The 18,901-nt window shown below is 66.6% G+C and carries 20 protein-coding genes and 1 pseudogene; 8 read left to right on the forward strand and 13 right to left on the reverse strand.

Annotation, left to right across the window (positions count from 1 at the left end):
- Positions 1-71: 71 nt before the first annotated feature.
- On the reverse strand, positions 72-728 hold the full coding sequence (locus HV793_RS12730; RefSeq protein ID WP_054456800.1) for a response regulator: 657 nt from the start codon (positions 726-728) through the stop codon (positions 72-74).
- On the reverse strand, positions 725-2,143 hold the full coding sequence (locus tag HV793_RS12735) for a cache domain-containing protein (RefSeq protein WP_054456801.1): 1,419 nt from the start codon (positions 2,141-2,143) through the stop codon (positions 725-727). The genes HV793_RS12730 and HV793_RS12735 overlap by 4 nt, the downstream gene beginning before the upstream one ends.
- Positions 2,144-2,458: 315 nt before the next feature.
- On the opposite strand from HV793_RS12735, the gene HV793_RS12740 reads away from it, so the two are divergent.
- Together HV793_RS12740 and HV793_RS12745 are read left to right on the forward strand one after the other, a co-directional pair.
- Entirely contained in the window at positions 2,459-4,540 is a 2,082-nt protein-coding gene (locus HV793_RS12740; RefSeq protein WP_054456802.1) for a carbon starvation CstA family protein, read from the forward strand.
- Between the two features lie 20 nt (positions 4,541-4,560).
- The gene (locus tag HV793_RS12745) at positions 4,561-4,773 is read left to right on the forward strand and encodes a YbdD/YjiX family protein (protein ID WP_013393534.1); all 213 of its coding nucleotides are present in this window, start codon (positions 4,561-4,563) and stop codon (positions 4,771-4,773) included.
- A gap of 55 nt (positions 4,774-4,828) precedes the next feature.
- On the opposite strand, the gene HV793_RS12750 is transcribed toward HV793_RS12745, so the two are convergent.
- Positions 4,829-6,004, reverse strand: a complete 1,176-nt coding sequence (locus HV793_RS12750) for an MFS transporter (RefSeq protein WP_175213266.1) — start codon at positions 6,002-6,004, stop codon at positions 4,829-4,831.
- 192 nt (positions 6,005-6,196) lie between these two features.
- Here HV793_RS12750 and HV793_RS12755 point away from each other — a divergent pair, with 192 nt between their 5' ends.
- Entirely contained in the window at positions 6,197-6,748 is a 552-nt protein-coding gene (locus HV793_RS12755; protein WP_013393536.1) for a Dps family protein, read from the forward strand.
- Between the two features lie 120 nt (positions 6,749-6,868).
- On the opposite strand, the gene HV793_RS12760 is transcribed toward HV793_RS12755, so the two are convergent.
- Complete coding sequence (locus tag HV793_RS12760; RefSeq protein WP_054456804.1) at positions 6,869-7,369, reverse strand: hypothetical protein; 501 nt, start codon at positions 7,367-7,369, stop codon at positions 6,869-6,871.
- Positions 7,366-7,533 carry a hypothetical protein gene (locus HV793_RS12765; RefSeq protein ID WP_156337416.1) on the reverse strand — a complete coding sequence of 56 codons (168 nt, stop codon included), beginning with the start codon at positions 7,531-7,533 and terminating at the stop codon, positions 7,366-7,368. Before HV793_RS12765 ends, HV793_RS12760 begins: the two co-directional genes overlap by 4 nt.
- A 200-nt stretch (positions 7,534-7,733) precedes the next feature.
- Here HV793_RS12765 and HV793_RS12770 point away from each other — a divergent pair, with 200 nt between their 5' ends.
- Positions 7,734-8,468: an SDR family oxidoreductase gene (locus HV793_RS12770; protein ID WP_175213267.1), complete on the forward strand. Its 735-nt coding sequence runs from the start codon at positions 7,734-7,736 to the stop codon at positions 8,466-8,468.
- Here HV793_RS12770 and HV793_RS12775 read toward each other — a convergent pair.
- The gene (locus HV793_RS12775; RefSeq protein WP_175213268.1) at positions 8,349-9,356 is read right to left on the reverse strand and encodes a LysR family transcriptional regulator; all 1,008 of its coding nucleotides are present in this window, start codon (positions 9,354-9,356) and stop codon (positions 8,349-8,351) included. The genes HV793_RS12770 and HV793_RS12775 overlap by 120 nt on opposite strands.
- A 184-nt stretch (positions 9,357-9,540) precedes the next feature.
- Between HV793_RS12775 and HV793_RS12780 the strand changes: the two are divergent.
- Positions 9,541-9,696, forward strand: a pseudogene (locus HV793_RS12780) (nitrilase-related carbon-nitrogen hydrolase); the annotation flags it as partial.
- Between the two features lie 274 nt (positions 9,697-9,970).
- Complete coding sequence (locus HV793_RS12785; RefSeq protein WP_166738482.1) at positions 9,971-10,141, forward strand: hypothetical protein; 171 nt, start codon at positions 9,971-9,973, stop codon at positions 10,139-10,141.
- Between the two features lie 75 nt (positions 10,142-10,216).
- Here HV793_RS12785 and msrA read toward each other — a convergent pair whose 3' ends face one another.
- Genes msrA through HV793_RS12810 form a run of 5 tightly spaced genes read right to left on the reverse strand, consistent with a single transcriptional unit; the run spans position 10,217 to position 13,280 of the window.
- Entirely contained in the window at positions 10,217-10,909 is a 693-nt protein-coding gene (msrA, locus tag HV793_RS12790; protein WP_175163738.1) for a peptide-methionine (S)-S-oxide reductase MsrA, read from the reverse strand.
- A 31-nt stretch (positions 10,910-10,940) separates the two neighbouring features.
- Positions 10,941-11,441: a peptide-methionine (R)-S-oxide reductase MsrB gene (gene msrB / locus HV793_RS12795; protein ID WP_119451117.1), complete on the reverse strand. Its 501-nt coding sequence runs from the start codon at positions 11,439-11,441 to the stop codon at positions 10,941-10,943.
- Positions 11,442-11,476: 35 nt separating this feature from the next.
- Positions 11,477-11,806, reverse strand: coding sequence for a pentapeptide MXKDX repeat protein (locus HV793_RS12800; RefSeq protein ID WP_119451118.1), 330 nt, complete (start codon positions 11,804-11,806; stop codon positions 11,477-11,479).
- A gap of 42 nt (positions 11,807-11,848) precedes the next feature.
- Positions 11,849-12,640 (reverse strand): molybdopterin-binding protein, encoded by a 792-nt coding sequence (locus tag HV793_RS12805; RefSeq protein ID WP_119451119.1) that lies wholly within the window; start codon positions 12,638-12,640, stop codon positions 11,849-11,851.
- 10 nt (positions 12,641-12,650) lie between these two features.
- Positions 12,651-13,280 (reverse strand): cytochrome b/b6 domain-containing protein, encoded by a 630-nt coding sequence (locus tag HV793_RS12810; protein WP_175213269.1) that lies wholly within the window; start codon positions 13,278-13,280, stop codon positions 12,651-12,653.
- A 150-nt stretch (positions 13,281-13,430) separates the two neighbouring features.
- Here HV793_RS12810 and HV793_RS12815 point away from each other — a divergent pair, with 150 nt between their 5' ends.
- Both HV793_RS12815 and HV793_RS12820 read left to right on the forward strand, forming a co-directional pair.
- The gene (locus tag HV793_RS12815; protein WP_054456812.1) at positions 13,431-14,159 is read left to right on the forward strand and encodes a response regulator transcription factor; all 729 of its coding nucleotides are present in this window, start codon (positions 13,431-13,433) and stop codon (positions 14,157-14,159) included.
- The gene (locus tag HV793_RS12820) at positions 14,156-15,628 is read left to right on the forward strand and encodes a sensor histidine kinase (protein ID WP_119451121.1); all 1,473 of its coding nucleotides are present in this window, start codon (positions 14,156-14,158) and stop codon (positions 15,626-15,628) included. The genes HV793_RS12815 and HV793_RS12820 overlap by 4 nt, the downstream gene beginning before the upstream one ends.
- A 7-nt stretch (positions 15,629-15,635) precedes the next feature.
- Here HV793_RS12820 and HV793_RS12825 read toward each other — a convergent pair whose 3' ends face one another.
- Together HV793_RS12825 and HV793_RS12830 are read right to left on the reverse strand one after the other, a co-directional pair.
- Positions 15,636-18,209: a PEP/pyruvate-binding domain-containing protein gene (locus tag HV793_RS12825; protein ID WP_175213270.1), complete on the reverse strand. Its 2,574-nt coding sequence runs from the start codon at positions 18,207-18,209 to the stop codon at positions 15,636-15,638.
- Positions 18,206-18,871 (reverse strand): TetR/AcrR family transcriptional regulator, encoded by a 666-nt coding sequence (locus tag HV793_RS12830; RefSeq protein WP_119451123.1) that lies wholly within the window; start codon positions 18,869-18,871, stop codon positions 18,206-18,208. Before HV793_RS12830 ends, HV793_RS12825 begins: the two co-directional genes overlap by 4 nt.
- Positions 18,872-18,901: the final 30 nt, after the last annotated feature.

The raw sequence follows: 18,901 nt of genomic DNA on the forward strand, positions 1-18,901 counted from the left end.
GTGTAGCGTAGTGCTGCAAGTCTACCGCAGCGCGGGAAAACGATCAGGCCGGGCTCAGGTCCAGGCCCGGGTCAGACCCCGCGGTTCTCGACGGCGTACTTGATCAGTTCCGCCTGGCCGTCTATGCCCAGCTTGCGCTTGATGTTCAGGCGATGGGTCTCCACCGTGCGCACCGACAATCCCAGCGCCTGCGCGATCTGCTTGTTGGCCTCGCCGCTGGCGATGTGGCGCAGCACGTCGCGTTCGCGCTGCGTCAGCATGGTGGCTGGCGCCGTGGCCTGCGACAGGCGCACCGCGACCGCAGCGCTGAAATAGCTGCGGCCTGCCATGACCGCGTCGATGGCGGTGACGATCTCATGCGCCGGTTCGTCCTTCAGCAGATAGCCGCGCGCGCCGGCCTTGACCGCCTGCACCATGTATTCGGGGTTGTCGTGCATGGACAGCACCAGCACCGCGATCTGCGGGTAGCGCTCGTGCAGCAGGGCGGTCAATTCCAGCCCGCCCACGCCGGGCATGTTCAGGTCCATCAGCGCCAGGTGCGGCAAGGTGCCTCCTTGCGGGTCCTCGGCCAGGCAGGCGGCCAGGAAGGCCTGGGCGGCGGCGGCGTTGCCGGCTTCGCCCACGACCCGCAGTTGCGGCACGGTTTCCAGGCGCAGCCGCAGCCCGTCCCGCACCAGCGGGTGGTCGTCGATCAGCAGCAGCCGGATGGCGTCGGGCTTGTGGTTCATGCGTCGGAACTCGCGGGGAGAGGGGCGGCGGGCAGCGGCAGCCAGGCCTGCAGCACCGTGCCGTGGGAAGTGGAGCGGAAAGTCAGCGTGCCGGACAGCGCGTTCATGCGTTCGCGCATATTGCGCAGGCCGATGCCGCGGCGCGGATCCTGTTGCACCTCGGCATAGTCGAAGCCGCGGCCGTCGTCGGCGATGGTCAGGCGCAGGTCGCGCGGCGAATAAGCCAGCGTCATGTCGGCGCGGGTGGCGCCGGCATGGCGGATGACGTTGGTCAGGGCTTCCTGGGTGACCCGGAACAGGGCGGTGGCATAGGCCTCGGGCAGCTTCACCGGCTGCCCGGCGGTGTGCAGGCGCACGGCCAGAGGCGGGGCGCCATCCTGGCTGGGAATGGCGAATTCCCGGCCCAGATGTTCGAGTGCGGCCGGCAGGCCCAGGTCGTCCAGCAGCGTCGGCCGCAGGTTGTGCGAAATGCGGCGGACTTCGCCCACGGCGGTATTCAATCGGTCCAGCGCGCCGCCCAAGGGGGTGTCGATATGAGCGAGGACGCGTGGCTCGTCCGGCAGCGTCTGCCGCAGCCGTTCCCGCGCCGCTTCCAGCGACAGCTTGATCGACACCAGCACCTGGCTGATGCCGTCATGCAGCTCGCGCGAGAGCCGTGCGCGCTCGTCTTCCTGCGAACGCACCAGCTGGCGCGCCATCAGCCGCAGCTTGGCGTCGGACTGGCGGTGGTCGCTGATGTTCAAGGCCAGGCCGCAGGCCGCCACGCCCAGGATGGACACGGCGGCAATCCCGGCCACCCAGGCGAACATGCTGCGGATATTGGCCTGGGCGGCGGCGTCGATGCGCTCCAGCGCCTGCTGCACGTCGTCCAGGTAGATGCCGGTGCCCAGCATCCAGCCCCAGCGCTCCAGCACCACCACGTAGCCCAGCTTTTCCTCGGTCTGGTGGGTGGACGGCTTTTCCCAAAGGTAGTGCACCGCTTCGCCGTCCTGGCCGCCGCGCCGGGCGGCGGTCAGCAGATTCTGGATGACGGGCTGGCCCTTGGTGTCGCGCAGTTCCCAAAGGTCCTGCCCAACCAGCTCCGGCTGGCGCGGGTGCATCAGGTTCCTGCCCTTCAGGTCGTAGACGAAAAAGTAGCCGTCGTGGCCGAATTCCATCTGCGCCAGCAGGTCCAGCGCGCGCTGGCGGGTGGCGTCATCGTCGGCCGCCGCCTGCAGGGGGGCGATGGCGCTGTAGGCCAGGTTGACGTAGTGGCGCAGCTCGCCTTCCTTGCTGGCCAGCCAGGCGTTTTCCACGACCTGCTTTTCGCGCTGCGCCAGCTGCAGGCCCTGCACGTAGACGGCCACCGTGATGGCGGCGACGGCCACCAGCAAGGGCACCGCGGCGAGCAGCAGGATTTTCAGGCGCAGCTTCATGAAGGATTTGTATCAGCGCGAACGCAAATATTGCGGCGCAGCATTTTGCTTGCCGCAGTCAGGATCGGGAAATTTCAGTCGTGATTTTACGGTTTTCGCCAAATCATGCTGCGGCGCATTGCGTAGTAACACGTAGCGGAATTGCGTAGTTTCGCGCTTGTTGCTGCGTAGTCAAAACGAAATACTAGCGTCCGCGTCGACACGGCGCTGCGTGGACGCGCGCGCGTCCGCCACCCCACAACAATGAGTCTGCCTTCCGCGGGACGATAAAAGCGTTTCACGCCAAAAGCATGGCGGGAGGCTAGAGGAGCACTTATGCAAACCAGCAGTAAGGGACTGGGTCAGCACCTGGTCTGGCTGGCGGTTGCGGTACTGGGCGCGTTCGCGCTGGGCACCGTGGCGCTGGCCAGAGGGGAGACCATCAATGCGCTATGGGTGGTGATCGCCGCCGTATGCGTGTATTTGATCGCATACCGTTATTACAGCCGCTTCATCGCCAAGAACGTGTTCCAGCTGGATCCGACGCGCATGACGCCGGCCTGGAAGCACAACGACGGCCTGGACTACGTGCCCACCAACAAGCACGTGCTGTTCGGCCACCACTTCGCCGCCATCGCTGGCGCTGGCCCCCTGGTGGGCCCGGTGCTGGCCGCGCAGATGGGCTATCTGCCGGGCATGCTGTGGATCCTGGCCGGCGTGGTGTTCGCCGGCGCCGTGCAGGACTTCACGATCCTCTTCATCTCGACCCGCCGCGACGGCCGTTCGCTGGGTGACCTGGTCAAGTCCGAGCTGGGCAAGATCCCGGGCGTGATCGCGCTGTTCGGCGCCTTCATGATCATGGTCATCATCCTGGCCGTGCTGGCGCTGATCGTGGTCAAGGCGCTGACGCATTCGCCCTGGGGCACCTTCACGGTGGCCGCGACCATTCCCATTGCGCTGTTCATGGGCGTGTACCTGCGCTACATCCGCCCGGGCAAGATCGGCGAAGTGTCCATCATCGGCTTCGTCGGCCTGATGGCCGCCATCACCTTCGGCCAGGACGTGGCCGCGCACCCGGTGATCGGCCCCATGTTCGACTTCGACGGCAAGGGCCTGACCTGGATCCTGATCATCTACGGCTTCATCGCTTCGGTGCTGCCGGTGTGGCTGCTGCTGGCCCCGCGCGACTACCTGTCGACCTTCCTGAAGATCGGCACCATCGTCGGCCTGGCCATCGGCATCGTCGTGGTCGCGCCCGAGCTGAAGATGCCCGCGCTGACCCAGTTCGTCGACGGCACCGGTCCGGTGTGGTCGGGCAACCTGTTCCCGTTCCTCTTCATCACCATCGCCTGCGGCGCGGTGTCGGGCTTCCACGCCCTGATCTCCTCGGGCACCACGCCCAAGCTGATCGAGAACGAAACCCAGGCCCGCTACATCGGTTACGGCGGCATGCTGATGGAATCCTTCGTGGCCATCATGGCGCTGGTGGCGGCTTGCGTGATCGAGCCGGGCATTTACTACGCCATGAACAGCCCGGCGGCCGTGATCGGCACCACGCCCGACCAGGTGGCCCAGGTGGTCTCCAGCTGGGGCTTCGTGGTGACGCCCGCGGACCTGATCCAGACCGCCAAGGACGTGGGCGAAAGCACCATCATCTCGCGCGCCGGCGGCGCTCCGACGCTGGCCGTGGGCATGGCGCACATCCTGCACCAGGCCATCGGCGGCCCGGGCATGATGGCCTTCTGGTACCACTTCGCCATCCTGTTCGAAGCGCTCTTCATCCTGACCGCTGTCGACGCCGGCACCCGTGCGGGCCGTTTCATGCTGCAAGACCTGCTGGGCACCTTCGCCCCGTCGCTCAAGCGCACCGACTCGCTGCCTGCCAACCTGATTGCCACCGGCCTGTGCGTGGCGGCCTGGGGCTACTTCCTCTATCAGGGCGTGGTCGATCCGCTGGGCGGCATCAACACACTGTGGCCGCTGTTCGGCATCGCCAACCAGATGCTGGCCGCGATTGCGCTGACGCTGGGCACCGTGGTGCTGTTCAAGATGAAGCGTGACCGCTACGCCTGGGTCACGGTGCTGCCGACCCTGTGGCTGCTGGCATGCACGCTGACCGCCGGCTGGCAGAAGCTGTTCCACGCCGACCCGCGCGTGAGCTTCCTGGCCCATGCCGACAAGTACAACGCGGCCATCGCCGAAGGCAAGGTCCTGGCTCCGGCCAAGTCCCTGGGCGAAATGTCGCGCGTGGTCTTCAACGACTACATCAACGCCGGCCTGTGCGCGATCTTCATCTTCGTGGTGGTGAGCATCGTGGTGTTCGGCCTGCGTTCGGTGCAGCGCGCGCGTAACGAGAACAAGCCCACCGCCCGCGAAATGCCGTACGAAACGCTGCCGGCCGCCGCCGGCGCGGACTGAGCGCAACAGGGAGACGACGCATGCTGTTCACCAACATGAGTTCCGCGGCCGGCGCCGCCGGCCGCTATCTGGGGCAGACGCTCCGGCTGATGGTCGGCGTGCCGGACTACGAGACGTATGTGGCGCACATGCGGCGCACGCACCCTGACCAGGAGCCGATGACTTACGAAGCATTCTTCCGCGAGCGCCAGGACGCGCGTTATGGCGGGAAGAAGCGGATCGGTTGCTGCTGACAGGAAAGGCCTCGCTTGCGAGGCCTTTTTTTCGTTGGGCGCAGGCGGCGACGGGTTATACCGACTTTCTGCGTACCCTTTCGGCGTAGACCACCAAAGGCACCGCCCCGATCGCGCACAGCGACATCACCAGAAATCCCCCCGGCGCATAGCTGCGGTACAACGCGCCGCCCAACTGGATGCTGGCGAACATGAAGACCCCTCCCGACAGCAGCGCGTAGAGCGCGATGGCCGACGTCTTGATGGCGGCGGGCACGTGGCGCGTGATGTACCACATGATCGCTGCGTTATTGCCCGCCAGCGTGAAGCACTGCAGCAGTTGCAGGCCCGCGATCAGCGCCGGATCGGTGGTGGCGGACAGACCGGCCCAGCGGATCGCGGTCATGACGGCGGACGCCAGGATCAGCCATTGCGCGCCCGTGCGGGCCAGGATGCGGGGCGCCAGGAAAAAGAACAGGACCTCGCTGGCAACGCCTACCACCCACAGCATGGAAATCAACGCGGTCGACAGGCCGCTGGCGGTCCAGTACAGCGTGGAATAGGAATAGAGGAAGCCGTTGCTGGCCTGGACCAGCGAGGCCGCAGCGATGCACATCAGCAGCGGGCGGTCGCCCAGGACTTCGAGCATGGGCAGGCGGACCGCCGGCGCGGGCGCTTCGCCCGCAGCGGGGCGCGCCGCCCGAGGCAGCAGCCGCACGCAGGCCAGGCAGGCGATGATGAGGACGATGGACAGCCACATCACCCAGTCGGCGTCGAACGTCTTGATCAGGTAGCCGCCCGCCAGGGTGACCACGGCAAAACCCAGCGAGCCGCAGGCGCGCATGACGGTGTAGGAACTCCCCTGGCCCCGACCGCTGGCGATGGCCATGCGGTCCATCAGCGGCAGCACCGCCGGGAACACGGCATTGAGCAGCAGCGTGATGGCCAACAGCAAGCCGGGCGCGCTGCTGAACGGATAGCAGACGAACAGCGCCAGCGATGCCGCCAGCGCCGCCGCAATCAGCGCATGGGCGCGGCCGGTCTGGTCGGCGACGTGGGCGACCACGGGCGTGGACAGGATCTTGGGCAGGAAGGACGTGGCGACGATCAGGCCGATGACGGCGGGATCCAGTCCGCGGCTGGCGAACCACAGGGGCAGAAAGGGGATGCTGACTCCCTGCAGGCCGTAATACAGGAAGTAAAACCCGTGCAGGGCGATGGCGCCTTGCCTGGGGTCGGGGTTGCCGCGCATAGCGATGGAGGGATCCGGCTGAATTGACGCGCCGTAGCATACTCCTAGCCGGACCGGATTTCAGAAGGGAGGGCGCCTTGATCCCGGACATTGGCAAAAGAACGCGTGCGGATTTACGCTAGCGAAGTCGCGGCGCAAGCAAGCCTCGCGCCGCGCGTGTGTTTTCACCATCATTCCTAGGAGTTGCGACCCATGGCCAAGAAACTGGATGAGAAGACCACCAAAGCCCTGAAAGAGCGGCGCAAGCGCCCGCTGGCGACGCCGACCGACCTGGCGTCGGCGGCCACCAGGGATATTTCCGCCGCGCTGAACCAGATACTCGCCGACGTGTTCGCGCTGTATCTCAAGACCAAGAACTTTCATTGGCACGTCAGCGGCCCCCATTTCCGCGACTACCACCTGCTGCTGGACGAGCAGGGCGACCAGCTGTTCGCCATGACGGATCCCATCGCCGAACGCATCCGCAAGATCGGCGGCACGACGCTGCGTTCCATTGGCCACATTGCGCGTTCGCAGCGCATCTCGGATAACGACGCGGACTACGTGCAGCCGCTGGATATGCTGGCCGAGCTGCGCGAGGACAACAAGGTCCTGGCCGCGGCGCTGCGCGAAGCGCACAACATCACCGACGAGCACCGCGACATCGCCAGCTCCAGCCTGATCGAGAACTGGATCGACGAGACCGAACGGCGCACCTGGTTCCTTTTCGAAGCCAGCCGGGAAGGGGATTCGACCGGCCATTGAGCCGGCCGTGATGGCTTGATTGTGGGGCAAAGCTGGCCGCGTTGACGTGGCCAGCTTTGTTTTTCCCGTAGACGCCGCAGCGGGCAGCGGCTCGCCGCCGATGCTCGTCAGCTTGGCGTATCAGCCGTGCTTGCCGAAGCCGCCGCTGGCCCACTCCGAGGCGCGCTGCACGCTCAGCTTGTAGGTCGGCGCGACATGGGTCTGGGCCAGTTGTTCGCCGGATTCGTCGTAGGCGCTCAATACGGCATACGGCTCGTCTTCGTCGGGAACGATATCCAGCTTGACGGTCAGGCGGCCGGCGGCGGCGTCGATCTTCACGCTTTTGTGTAGCGTCGCGTGCAATTGCTGCTCGTGGCGGCGCAGGACTTCCCGGGCGGTCTTGACCAGGGTGATGAAGGCCGGGGAGTCGAGCGGCTTGGGGTTTTTCTTGTCGCGGCCCATGGTCCATGGACCGACCAGGGCCGGCTCGGCCTCGCCGTCCATGGTCATTTCCACGGCCCAGCCGTCGTCTTCCTCGTTCTTGATGATCCTGGCGGTCCAGCCATCGTCGCGCCACAGCGTGGGCAGCTGTTCTTTGCGGTCTTCGGGGGTTTCCGTTTCCGGTATGTGGGTATCGTTCACTGCTGTACTTCTCCTGGACTCGTTTGCCGGCAGGCCCGCGATTGGCGGGCATCGCAGCTTCCGGCTGTTGCCGGAAACCGTTGCCGCAGCGCGAACGCCATCGCGATGGCGGCAATTCCGCCTGCCGACAATTGGGTGCCGGCAACGCCGGTCTTGGCCAGCATGATACCGCCCAGCGTCGCGCCGCGGCCGATGGCGCAGGATGCAGCATTGCTTTTCCGTTTTCGTCATTCACGCAAAGCGCCGGAACCTGGACACGCCCGCATCGGGCAAGCCGATACCCCGATCGGACATTCCTGCTGGCGCCCGGCACTTCGTAGCGCCACCATCGCCTGCTCCAAACACGTGTTTCAAGGAAATGAGCATGGACAATGGTCTTGCAGGACAACGGGTGGTGGTGGTCGGCGGTAGCTCGGGCATGGGGTTGGCCGTCAGCGAGCGATTGCTGGGCATGCACTGCGAGGTACTGATCGTGGGCAGGTCCCGCGACAAGCTCGACGCGGCGCGCGAGCAGTTGCGCGCGTTTGGCGCGCCTCGCCTGCACCAGGCGGATGTGACGAGTGAAGCGCAAGTGCAGCGGCTGTTTGAAGAATCAGGCCCGGTGGATCATCTGGTCTGCACGGCTGCCGACATACGCGGCGCCTACGAGCTACTGCCGCAACTCTCGCTGGACGCGCTGGACCGAGCCATCCGCTCCAAGGTCGTCGCGCCCATCCTGCTGGCCAAACATGGCGCCCCGCACATGTCGGCGCACGGTTCCATCACCCTGACGTCGGGCATTGCCGCCTACCGGCCCCGGCCGAAGGGCATCGCCGTGGCGGCGATCAATGCCGCGTTGGAGGGTGTCGTGCGCGCCATGGCGGTCGAGCTTGCGCCGCTGCGGATCAATGCCGTATCGCCGGGCTGGGTGGATACGCCCATCTGGAATGACGTAGCCGGCGCCGACAGCGGACCGCTTTTGGCATCGATGGCCGAGCGGCTACCGGTGGGCCGGGTCGGCGCCGGCAGCGATATCGCCGATGCCATCGGCTTCCTGATCGGCAATGGCTACACCACCGGCACCGTGCTTCATGTCGATGGCGGCCATCGGCTGGTCTGAGCCAGTCACCGCGAGGCGGATCATCTCGATGAAGGCGGCCACCTGGCGCGTAGGCGTCCGGTGCAAGGTGAGCAGGCAGATGGGAAGACCTGCTCCCGCGGTCGACAACGGCCGCCACCGGACGCAAGCGGTTGTCGCTGCGGGATCCATGGCCATCCGCGGCAGGATCGATACCCCAAGGCCCGCGGACACCATCTGTATCAGGGCCGGTACGCTGTCGGCGACACCGCGGATACGCGGCTGCACCGGGGCTTCCTGCAACACGGCCTCCAGGTATTCCCGGTATCGGCAGCCGTCCATCGTGACGACCAGCGGGAATGCGGCAAGCGCGTCGGCCTTGATGTCTACAGCCTCGGATAGCGGATGCCCAGGGGGCATTACGACCACCGGCATGTCCCGCGCAATGGCTTGCGCCCGGAGCTTGGCGTCGCTTGCCGGCCATCCGTGCACCAGACCGAGGTCGGCCGTCCCATCGAGCACCGCCTGAGCCGTCGCCAGGGAGTTTCTTTCTTGAACTGCAACCTGCGTTCCGGGGTGCATGCCGGCAAAGCGCAACAGTTGCGGAACCAGCACACTGGTGCACAAGGTCTGCGGCGCGGCGACCCGGATCGTGCCTCCTGAATCGTCGACGTTGTCGCGAACTTCTTGGAAGGCGTCATCGGCCCGGGCAAGCAATTCGCGTGCTCGAATGGCCAGTCTCTCTGCGGCCGGGGTGGGTTGCAGGCGATTGTTCTGGCGGATGAAGAGCGCCTGGCCGACGCTCTCTTCCAGCGCCCGTATCTGTTCCGTAACGCTGGGTTGCGACAGATGCACCTGTTTGGCGGCTTTCGTGAAGCTCAACGTTTCCATCGCCGCGACGAAGATCTTCAGCTGTCGTAGTTGGAACATGTGGGTACGCGGTTGTGCTGGGTGGGCCTGTGTGCAGGTGGCTGTCTGCTGCCGAGTGTACTTCCGGTCCAAGACGGGCGGTTCAGGCATAGCGGGCGCCCTTGGCCAGCTCAGGCCGCGGGCAGGCATGACACCCCGAAGGCATCGAACCGCATGCGCCGGTGCTGGGCTCGGCTGGCGCAGCAAGCAACGCAAATTGATGCCGACCGTCGTGGAACGGTTGATCTGGGGCTATGGCGACGGCTCCACCATGCCCGTGTTCGATACACCCCGCGGAAAACTGGGTGCCGTGATCTGCTGGGAAAACTACATGCCGCTACTGCGCATGGCGATGTACGGGACAGGCATGAGCCGCCGTGGCCGAACTGATACGGTCGCGGATACGTAGCAGTTTCCGGTGCAGCAAGTTGCGAGAAGTTCGACGGTAAACTCCGATTGTTTGCAGGGCGTATGGCGCTCGCTCTGCCCATTTCCAACCTCTTTTTGCGTTGCCATTTTTAAGCAACCGTCAGAGGAAGGCATGGGGAAAAATCTCCGGTTCCTATTTGCGGTACCTGCTGATAGCGCTCGGCGGCGCTGAGTTCGTTTGTCGTTGCCTGGCCCGCGAGTCGTAAATGAAGCTGCTGAAGCAGCGTTTTGAGGAAATGATGAATTTTTGGGTCCCTGTAGTCTTCGGTACGTTCAAGCTTCTGGTGTTGGGCACGGGCATGTTTCTCGCCATCAAGTCCCATTACGATGGAGAAAAAAAGGAGAAAGAGGAAAAGAAGGAGATAAAGGCTCCGTAAGCGAGCCTTCGTTGCTACGCAAGGGTTTAGAGCGCGGCCGACTTTATTCGGCGCGGCCGGCTCCATTTATCGTCTTCAGTTCACCAGCACAGGCTTGTCCCGATACTGCTGCGGAAACGTCTTGGCCAGGTTTTCGACCTTGGGCACGTCGTTGACCATGATGTACATGCTGTACGGATGGCGCACGAGATAGTCTTGGTGGTAGTCCTCGGCAGGATAGAAGGCTTTCAGCGGTTCTATCGTCGTGGCAAGCGCCTTGGGGTACACACCTGTCTTGTTCAGCTGCGCGATGTAGGCTTCGGCCACTTTGCGCTGGCCGTCGTCCGCAGGAAAGACCGTTGAACGGTACTGGGTGCCGCTGTCCGGACCCTGGCGGTTGAGCTGGGTGGGATCGTGGGCCACCGAGAAATAGATCTGCAGCAGCTGGCCGTAGCTGACCTGAGCGGGGTCGTAGGTGATCTCGACCGCTTCGGCGTGGCCGCTGCGTCCGCCGCTGACGGTATCGTAATTGGCGGTGGACGCCTGGCCGCCGGCGTAGCCGGAGACGGCGGAGCTGACCCCCTTGACGTGCTGGAACACGGCTTGCACGCCCCAGAAGCAGCCGCCGGCGATGACGGCTTTTTGCGGTGCGGCGGCCGCGGGCTGGTCCATGGCCGGGGGCGGAATGATGAAGGCGGTTTCCGCGGCGCTGGCCGAGGCGGCGCCCAGCAGGCCGCAGGCGACGGCCAGCGCGGCGCAAAGTTTGCGGGGCAGGTGGATGGCGGACATGGTGTCTCCTGATGGATGGGGCGGCCGGAGTTCAGGCCTGCGGGGTGAACGCCAGGGCCACGCCATTCATGCAGTAGCGTAGCCCGGTCGGACGCGGGCCGTCGTCGAAGACGTGACCCAGATGGCCGCCGCAATTGGCGCAATGCACGGCGACGCGCGTCATGCCGAAGCTGCGGTCCTTGGTTTCGCCCACGGCGCCGTCCAGCGGCTGCCAGAAGCTGGGCCAGCCGGTGCCGCTGTCGAACTTGGTGGAAGAAGAGAACAGCGGATGGGCGCAGCCGGCGCAGGCGTAGGCGCCCTTGCGATACTCCTTGTCCAGCGGGCTGGAGTAGGGACGCTCGGTGCCTTCGCGGCGCAGCACTTCGTATTGTTCGCGCGTGAGCCGTTCGCGCCATTGCGCGTCGCTTAGCGTGTAGGGGAAGGCCTGGGCGGCGGCGGCCGGGCCGCCGCGCGCCGCCAGGACCGGGGCCAGGCCGGCGGCGATGGCCGCCGCGCTGCCCAGGCCCAGGAAATGCCTGCGGTCTAGTTTCATGACATGCTCCGGATCAGGGGCGGGCCGGGTGGGCGCTATTGCTTCATGCCATCCTTGGACATGCCGCCTTTCGACATGCCGTCCTTGGACATCGAATCCTTGGACATGCCATCCTTTGACATGCCATCCTTGGACATCGAGTCCTTCGACATGCTGTTCTTGGACATCGAATCCTTGGACATGCCTTCCTTCGACATGCCGTCCTTGGACATGGAATCCTTGGACATCCCGCTCTTGGCCATTCCGTCCTTGGCCATCGAGCCGCCGCCCATGGCGTCCTTGCTCATGCTGTCCGCGGCATGGACCGCCGCGGCGCCGAAAGCCAGGCACAGGGACAGCGCGGCGGTGGTAGCGATTTTCTTCATGATGCGTTCCTTTATGGAGAGTGAAAGCGTGAAAGATTCCACCTAGCTGCCGCCGAACCAGTTGTAGCCCTGGTCCTCCCAGTAACCGCCCGGGTAGGTGTTGGTGACGAAAATTGCCTGTATGTGCTTGGGGTTCTTGTAGCCAAGCTTGGTAGGCATGCGCAGCTTCATGGGGAAGCCGTACTCTGGTGGCAGCGTCTGGCCGTCATAGGTCAGCGCCAGGATGGTCTGGGGGTGCAATGCGGTGGGCATATCGATGCTGGTGTAGTAGTCGTCGGCGCACTTGAAGCCCACGTACCTGGCGCTCAGGTCCGCGCCCACGCGCTTGAGGAAGGCGGAGAACGGCACGCCGCCCCATTTGCCGATGGCGCTCCAGCCCTCGACGCAGATGTGCCGCGTCACCTGGTCGATCTGCGCCATGGCGCGCAGTTCCTCCAGCCGCCAGCGGCGCTTGTCTGCGACCAGTCCGCTGACTTCCAGGCGGAACGATTCCTCGTCCACATGCCGCACCTCGTCAATGCCGTAGTAGGCATTGAAGGGGAAGGGCCGCGTGATCATCGATTCGGGATAGGTCGGCGCCAACTGGTCGGGGTCGAAGATCCAGCCCTGCACCCGGTCGTTGAAGCGCGAAACCGCGGTCAGCGCTTTCTCTACACTTTCGTCGTCCGACAGCGAGCAGCCCGACAGCATGGCCAGTCCGCCCAGGGTCAGGCTGCTGCGCAGGAAGGCGCGGCGCGAGGGCTGTTCGACCCGCTTTTCCAGGATCCTGCCGGCTTCCTTGAGGATGGCCGGGCCGTCCAGGCCGGGCAGGGAGGGGCGCTTGTGCTTGTTCACGGATGGCTCCTTATTTGCCGCGGATCATGGCGATCAGGCTGCGCGGCACCAATGCAACCATCACCAGGTGGACCGCCACGAACGCCGTCAGCAAGGCCATGGCAATGAAGTGCACGCGGCGCGCGGTCTCGTAACCGCCCATCAGTTCGCGCAGCAGTTCGAACTGCACCGACTTCCACAGCACCAGTCCGGAAAGCACCAGCACCACGATGTCGAGCATCACGAACAGATAAGCCAGCCGCTGCACCTGGTTGTAGCGGCGCGGATCGGCGTGGGCGAGCTTGCCGCGCAGCGCCGCGCCCAGGTCGGCGGCAATGCCGCGGATGCTCAAGGGGAAGAACTTGCGCCAGAGGCGGCCGGTGGCCAGATTCATGGCCAGGTACAGGATGCCGTTGAAGAACAGCAGCCACATGCCGGCGAAATGCCATTGCAGGGCGCCGCCCAGCCAGCCGCCCAGCGTGATCTCCCGTGGAAACACGAAGTCGAACAAGGGCGAGGCGTTGTAGATGCGCCAGCCGCTCATTACCATGACCACCACGGCCAGGGCGTTGAGCCAGTGCATGGCGCGCAGCCAGCCGGGATGGATGGGTACATTGGCCGGCGGGGCCGGAACGTCGTGGCTTGCGGGAGGGGCCAGCATGGCGGGACTCCGGGGGGGGCTTGTTGTCGTTGGAGCCATTCTTCCCCGGGGCCGATACCGAAGTCCTCACGCAAACTTAAATTAATTGTGATAACTCGGCGGCGCGGATTGGCGACAATAGGCGCATAACCCCTTTAGAGTTTCCTGCCCATGGACACGCCCCGACGCGTACTCATCGTCGAAGACGACGCCCACATCGCCGAACTGCTGCGCCTGCATCTGCGGGACGAAGGCTACGCGGTCGAGCATGCCGCCGACGGCAACGAAGGCATGCGCAGGCTGGAGGAAGGCGGCTGGGACGCCCTGGTGCTGGACCTGATGTTGCCCGGCATCGATGGCCTTGAAATCTGCAAGCGCGCCCGCGCCATGGCGCGCTATACGCCCATCATCATCACCAGCGCGCGCTCCAGCGAAGTGCACCGCATCCTGGGCCTGGAACTGGGCGCGGACGACTACCTGGCCAAGCCGTTCTCGATGCTGGAACTGGTGGCGCGGGTGCGGGCGCTCCTGCGCCGCAGCGACGCGCTTGAGCGCAACGCGCGCATCGACGCCGGCAGCCTGGCCCTGCACGGCGTGGCCATCGACCCGGTGGCGCGCACGGCCGAGGTCGACGGCCGCCGGCTGGACCTGACCCCGCGTGAATTCGATCTGCTGCATTTCTTCGCGCGGCACCCGGACAAGGTTTTTTCGCGCATGGATCTGCTGAACCAGGTATGGGGCTACCAGCACGAAGGCTATGAACACACGGTCAATACCCACATCAACCGGCTGCGGGTGAAGATCGAAGCGGACCCGTCGGATCCGCAGCGCATTCTGACGGTCTGGGGCAAGGGCTATAAATTCGCCGCGGGGCCGGGCGGCGCGGGAGGCGCATCATGAAGCGGTTCACGCTTACCCAACGGCTGTCCGCCGTGTTTGCGTTGCTGTTGCTCGCCAGTTGCGGCGCCTCGGCCTGGCTGCAGATCGCGGCCAATTCCCGCTACGAGCAGGAGGTGGTCCAGCGCCTGTCCAGCGGACTGGCGCAGCATATCGCCGGCGCCAACGAATTGATGGACACCAACGGCTGGAAGCCCGCTGCGGTGCGCTCGCTGTTCGACATGCTGATGGCGGTGAATCCGGCGGTCGAGGTCTACTTGCTGTCCAACGACGGCCACATCGTGGGCGATGCCGCGCCCGCCGGCCAGATCAAGCGCGAGCGTGTCGACCTGGGGCCGGTCAAGCGCCTGTTGGCCGGCGAGATGCTGCCCATCACCGGCGACGACCCGCGCAGCCTGGACGCGCAGAAAGTCTTCAGCGCCGCGCCGGTGCGCGTGGGCGGGCAGGACAAGGGCTACGTCTACGTGGTGTTGCAGGGGCAGGCGCACGACGCGCTGGCGATGGCCGTGTCGCGCAGCTCCGTGCTGCGCACGACCTTGTGGTCGATCGCGCTGGTCGCGTTGCTGGGCCTGGTGGCTGGCCTGGCGGCGTTCGCCTTGATCACGCGGCCGCTGCGCGGGCTGACGCGCGCGGTGCGCGCCTTCGACGGCGACGACGGGCAGGCCCTGGCCGCGCTGGAGCGCCCGGGTGACGCCTCGGAGCGCAATGGCGACGAGATCGCGGTGCTGCGGCGCAGCTTCGTGCAGATGGGCAAGCGCATATCCGACCAATGGCGCGAACTGACCCGGCAGGATCAGCAGCGGCGTGATCTGGTCGCCAACATCTCGCACGATCTGCGCACGCCGCTGACCTCGCTGCACGGCTATCTGGAAACCCTGAGGTTGAAGGACCAGACGCTGGACCCGGACGAGCGCCGCCGCTACCTGGACATTGCGCTGGCCCAGAGCCGCAAGGTCGGCCGCCTGGCGCAGGAACTCTTCGAACTGGCGCGGCTGGAGTCCGGGCTGGTGCGGCTGGAACCCGAGACCTTTTCGTTGCCGGAATTGGTGCAGGACGTGATCCAGAAGTTCGAGCTGGCGGCCGAGGCGCGCCAGCAACGCCTGACCACCGACATCCCGCGCGAACTGCCGCCGGTGCGCGCGGACCTTGGGCTGATCGAACGTGTGCTGACCAACCTGCTGGACAACGCCATCCGCCACAGCCCGCCCGGCGGCCTGATCGAACTGCGGCTGGGCAGCGCGCATGACCTGGTGCAGGTGCAGGTCAGCGACACGGGCGAGGGCATTCCGCAGGCGCTGCGCGCGGGACTTTTCACGCGGGCCAGCGCCTTGAATCGAGGCCCTGGCGACGGCGGCGGGCTGGGGCTGGTGATCGTGCAGCGCATCCTGCAGCTGCACCACAGCGAGATCAGGCTTGTGGACCGCGCCGGATCGGGCGCGGTGTTCCAGTTCGACCTGGCCGCGGCGCGCTAGCGGGCTTCTACGAGTCGGATGCGCCCAGGCTGGAAGCGGCTGCCAGCCGCCGCACCGTGCCGCGCGACGCGTCCACTTCCAGGACGTCGCCTGTGACGACCTGCCGCATGATGCCTTGCACATTGACGATAGCCGGTATGCCGAACTCGCGCGCCACGATGGCGCCGTGCGACAGGTAGCCGCCCGCCTCCATGACCAGGGCCCCGGCCCGCAGGAACAGCGGCGTCCAGGCCGGGTCGGTGGACGCGGCGACCAGGATGCCGCCGGCCGGCATGGCCAGTCCTTCGGAGGGCGAGCGGGCGACGAAAGCGCCGGCCCGCGCACGGCCGCCCGCGGCAGGCGTGCCGCGCCAGGATCCGGCGGCGCCGGCATCGGCAGGCGCGGGGGGCGGCATGTCCGTGGCGGCGCCTGCGGCATCTTCGGCGATGACGTCCTGATCGGGGGTCGCGGCCCAGGACTCCAATTGAGCGCGGCGCAGGGCGGCGCGGCGGCCCGCGGCGGCGGGCGTCAGCCTGGCGTCGGCCAGGGCGAAGAGTTCGGCCGCATTCAGGTGGAAGATGTCGTCCGCGGCGGCCAGGCCGTCGGCGTGGACGTAGCGGCGCCCCAGCGCCAAGGCGTTCTGGCGCGCGGCGGCAAGATAGGCCACCAGTACGCTGCGCGCGGCCTCGCGCTGCCTGCCCTCGATGCGGGCAGCGGCCAGCAGACGGGCGATCAGCGGGCGCTGCCAGAAAGGTAGCGCCGCGCGCAGGCGCAACCGGGCCTGGCTTGCGGCGCTGTCCTGCCGGGCGCGCAACGCGGCAGGGTCGGCGTCGGTCAACTGCAGCACGCTGTCCAGCAGATAGCCGGGGTCCTCGCGCCAGCGCGGGTTGCGCAGATAGGTTTCATAAACGGCGCGATGGCCGTATTGGCGCAGGAAGTCCGCGAAGGCTTGCTTGAAGGGAGCTCCATCCGGCAAGGCGCGCTGCCAGCCGGCGCTGTCGCGCTGGGGATCGCGCAGCCACTCCATCACGCTTGCGTCGCCGGCGGCCAGCTTGGCCAACGCCATGAGGGCATAGCTTTGCGCCGCGGTCACGCTGGGTTCGCCGCCAGCCATCAACGCGGCCGTGAGCGCATGGCCTTCGCCCGGGCAGGCTTTCTCCACCAGTTCCAGCAGCTTGTGCAGCGCGCCGCCGCCCGAGCCCTGCAGGAAGAACAATTGATCCGCCGCCAGCACCGTGTGGAACTGTTCCCGCAGGCGCGCGCCCAGCGCGGCGTTGGACGCGGGCGCGGGCTCGTCCAGCCAGGCCTGGGCGCGGGCGAACAGGCGCGGCAGATCCTGTTCCGCCTGCTTGCGCAAGGGGGCTGCGCGGCGCAGGTAGCGCAGGATGCGCGCGCCATGCCGCAGGCGTTGCGCCAGCGTCAGGGGCGTCACTGCGATTTCGGGCTGGGGACCGCCCAGCAGCGCGTTCATGGCTTTCGGCGGCACGCCCAGCGCGTCGTAACCCAGCCATTGGATGACCGAGGCGTCCAGATAGACCCGGCCCTGGAACAGCGCCGCCAGCCGCACGCCCGGCAGGGTGGAATAGCCGCTCAGTTCAAAGCCCGTGGTCAGCATGCGCTGCGCCATGACGCGCCCCGTATCCCATTCCAGCGCCGACATGGCCAGCGGCAGCACTTCGCGGGTGTTGCCGCGCGACCAATAGGCTGGCTGCGCGCGCAGCGCCGGATAGGTGTGGCGCGCCGCCGCGGTGATGGGACGGGCCTGCACGATCCAGAAGCGCCGCCCATCCCAGACCCATTCGATGTCGTAGCCGCCGCCGGCATAGTCCAGCGCGCGCGCCGCGTCGCGCACGATATCGCCCAGGGTTTCGGCCTGCGCGTCGCTCAGCACGGCCTGGGCAGCGCGCGCGGCCGGCGTCGGAGCAAGCAAGGTGCCGGCGCCTTCCGCGGCCTGGCTGGCGTGGCGCTTGGCGCCGATGCGCCGGCCGACCAGCGGCCAAGCCTGGCGCAGATAGTCTTCGCGCAGGCGGTATTCGTCGCCTTGCGCCGCGCCGTCGACCAGCGACTCGCCCAAGCCCCAGTTGGCGTGGATGACCATCTCGTCATGCCGCCCCGACACGGGATCGAGGGTGAAAGCGATGCCCGAGGCGACCGCGTCGATCAGCGGCATGACGACCACGGCCATTCCGGCCGGGTTCAAGCCGAGCTTCTGCCGGTAGGCGCAGGCCTGCGGCGTCCATTGCGAATCCCAGACCTGCCGGACCGCGTCGATCGCCGCATCCGCGCCGCGCACGTTCAGGCAGGAAAGATGGATCCCCGCGAACGAGGCGCCCGCGGAATCTTCCTGTGGCGCGGACGAGCGCAAGGCCAGCGGCCGTTCGAGCCAGCCGCGCGCGGCCAGTTCATCGCGCAGCGCCTGGGCGACAGCGTGCGGCAATGCCTGGCCCGGTTCGCGAGCCAGGCTCAACGCTGCCGGCAGCACGAAGCCGTCGGGCACCGGCACGCCCAGTTGCGACATGCGGCCCAGCTGCCAGCCCTTGCCGCCGGCCGCCTGCGGGCCGGCCAGGGCGGCGGCGGCCCAGTCCAGCGCGGCGGCGCTCATGCCGCCGCCTCGGGCGTCACGCCGCGCACGAAGAGGCTGATGGCGGCATCGAACTCTGCCTTCAGGCTGCTGCGGGGCTGGTCCAGCCAGCGCAGCATCGCGCCCAGGTACAGGAATTGCAGCTGATGGGCCAGTTGTCCGGCATCCAGATCGGTCCGCGCCTGGCCTGCCGCCTGCGCCTCTTCGATCAGCGCGGTGTACAGCGCCTGCATGCCGCTGCGTGGGTAGCGGCCGTCGTCGCGCGCGCCGGGCTGCAGCGTGGATAGCCGGTAGCGCAGGTACGGCCCCAGATAGGTCCGATGCGATTCGGACCAATGTGCCGAAGCATGCAGTATCCGCGTCAGGCGCTGTGCGAGGGTGGGCAGGGCGCGCAGCGCGGGCTGCAGTTCCCGCTGGCTTGCCGCCAGTTCGCCATGGAAGCGATGCGCAAGCAGGGCTTCCTTGACGGGAAAATGGTTGTACAGCGTGCCCTTGGAAACATCCGCCTGCGCGGCGATCTGTTCCATGGTGACCACGTCATAACCCAGGGTCTCGAACAGCCGCCAGGCGGTCTGCGCCAGGTGGTCCAGGGTCTGCAAGCGCTTGCGTTCGCGGCGTCCGGCTTCGGGTGCGGCGGCTTCGGGTGCGGCGGATTCGGATGGAGATAGGGCGGAGGTATCCATGGGCGGAAATAATTGAACGACGAATAATAT

The sequence above is a fragment of the Achromobacter aegrifaciens genome (assembly GCF_902859965.1).
Lineage (GTDB): Bacteria > Pseudomonadota > Gammaproteobacteria > Burkholderiales > Burkholderiaceae_B > Achromobacter > Achromobacter aegrifaciens.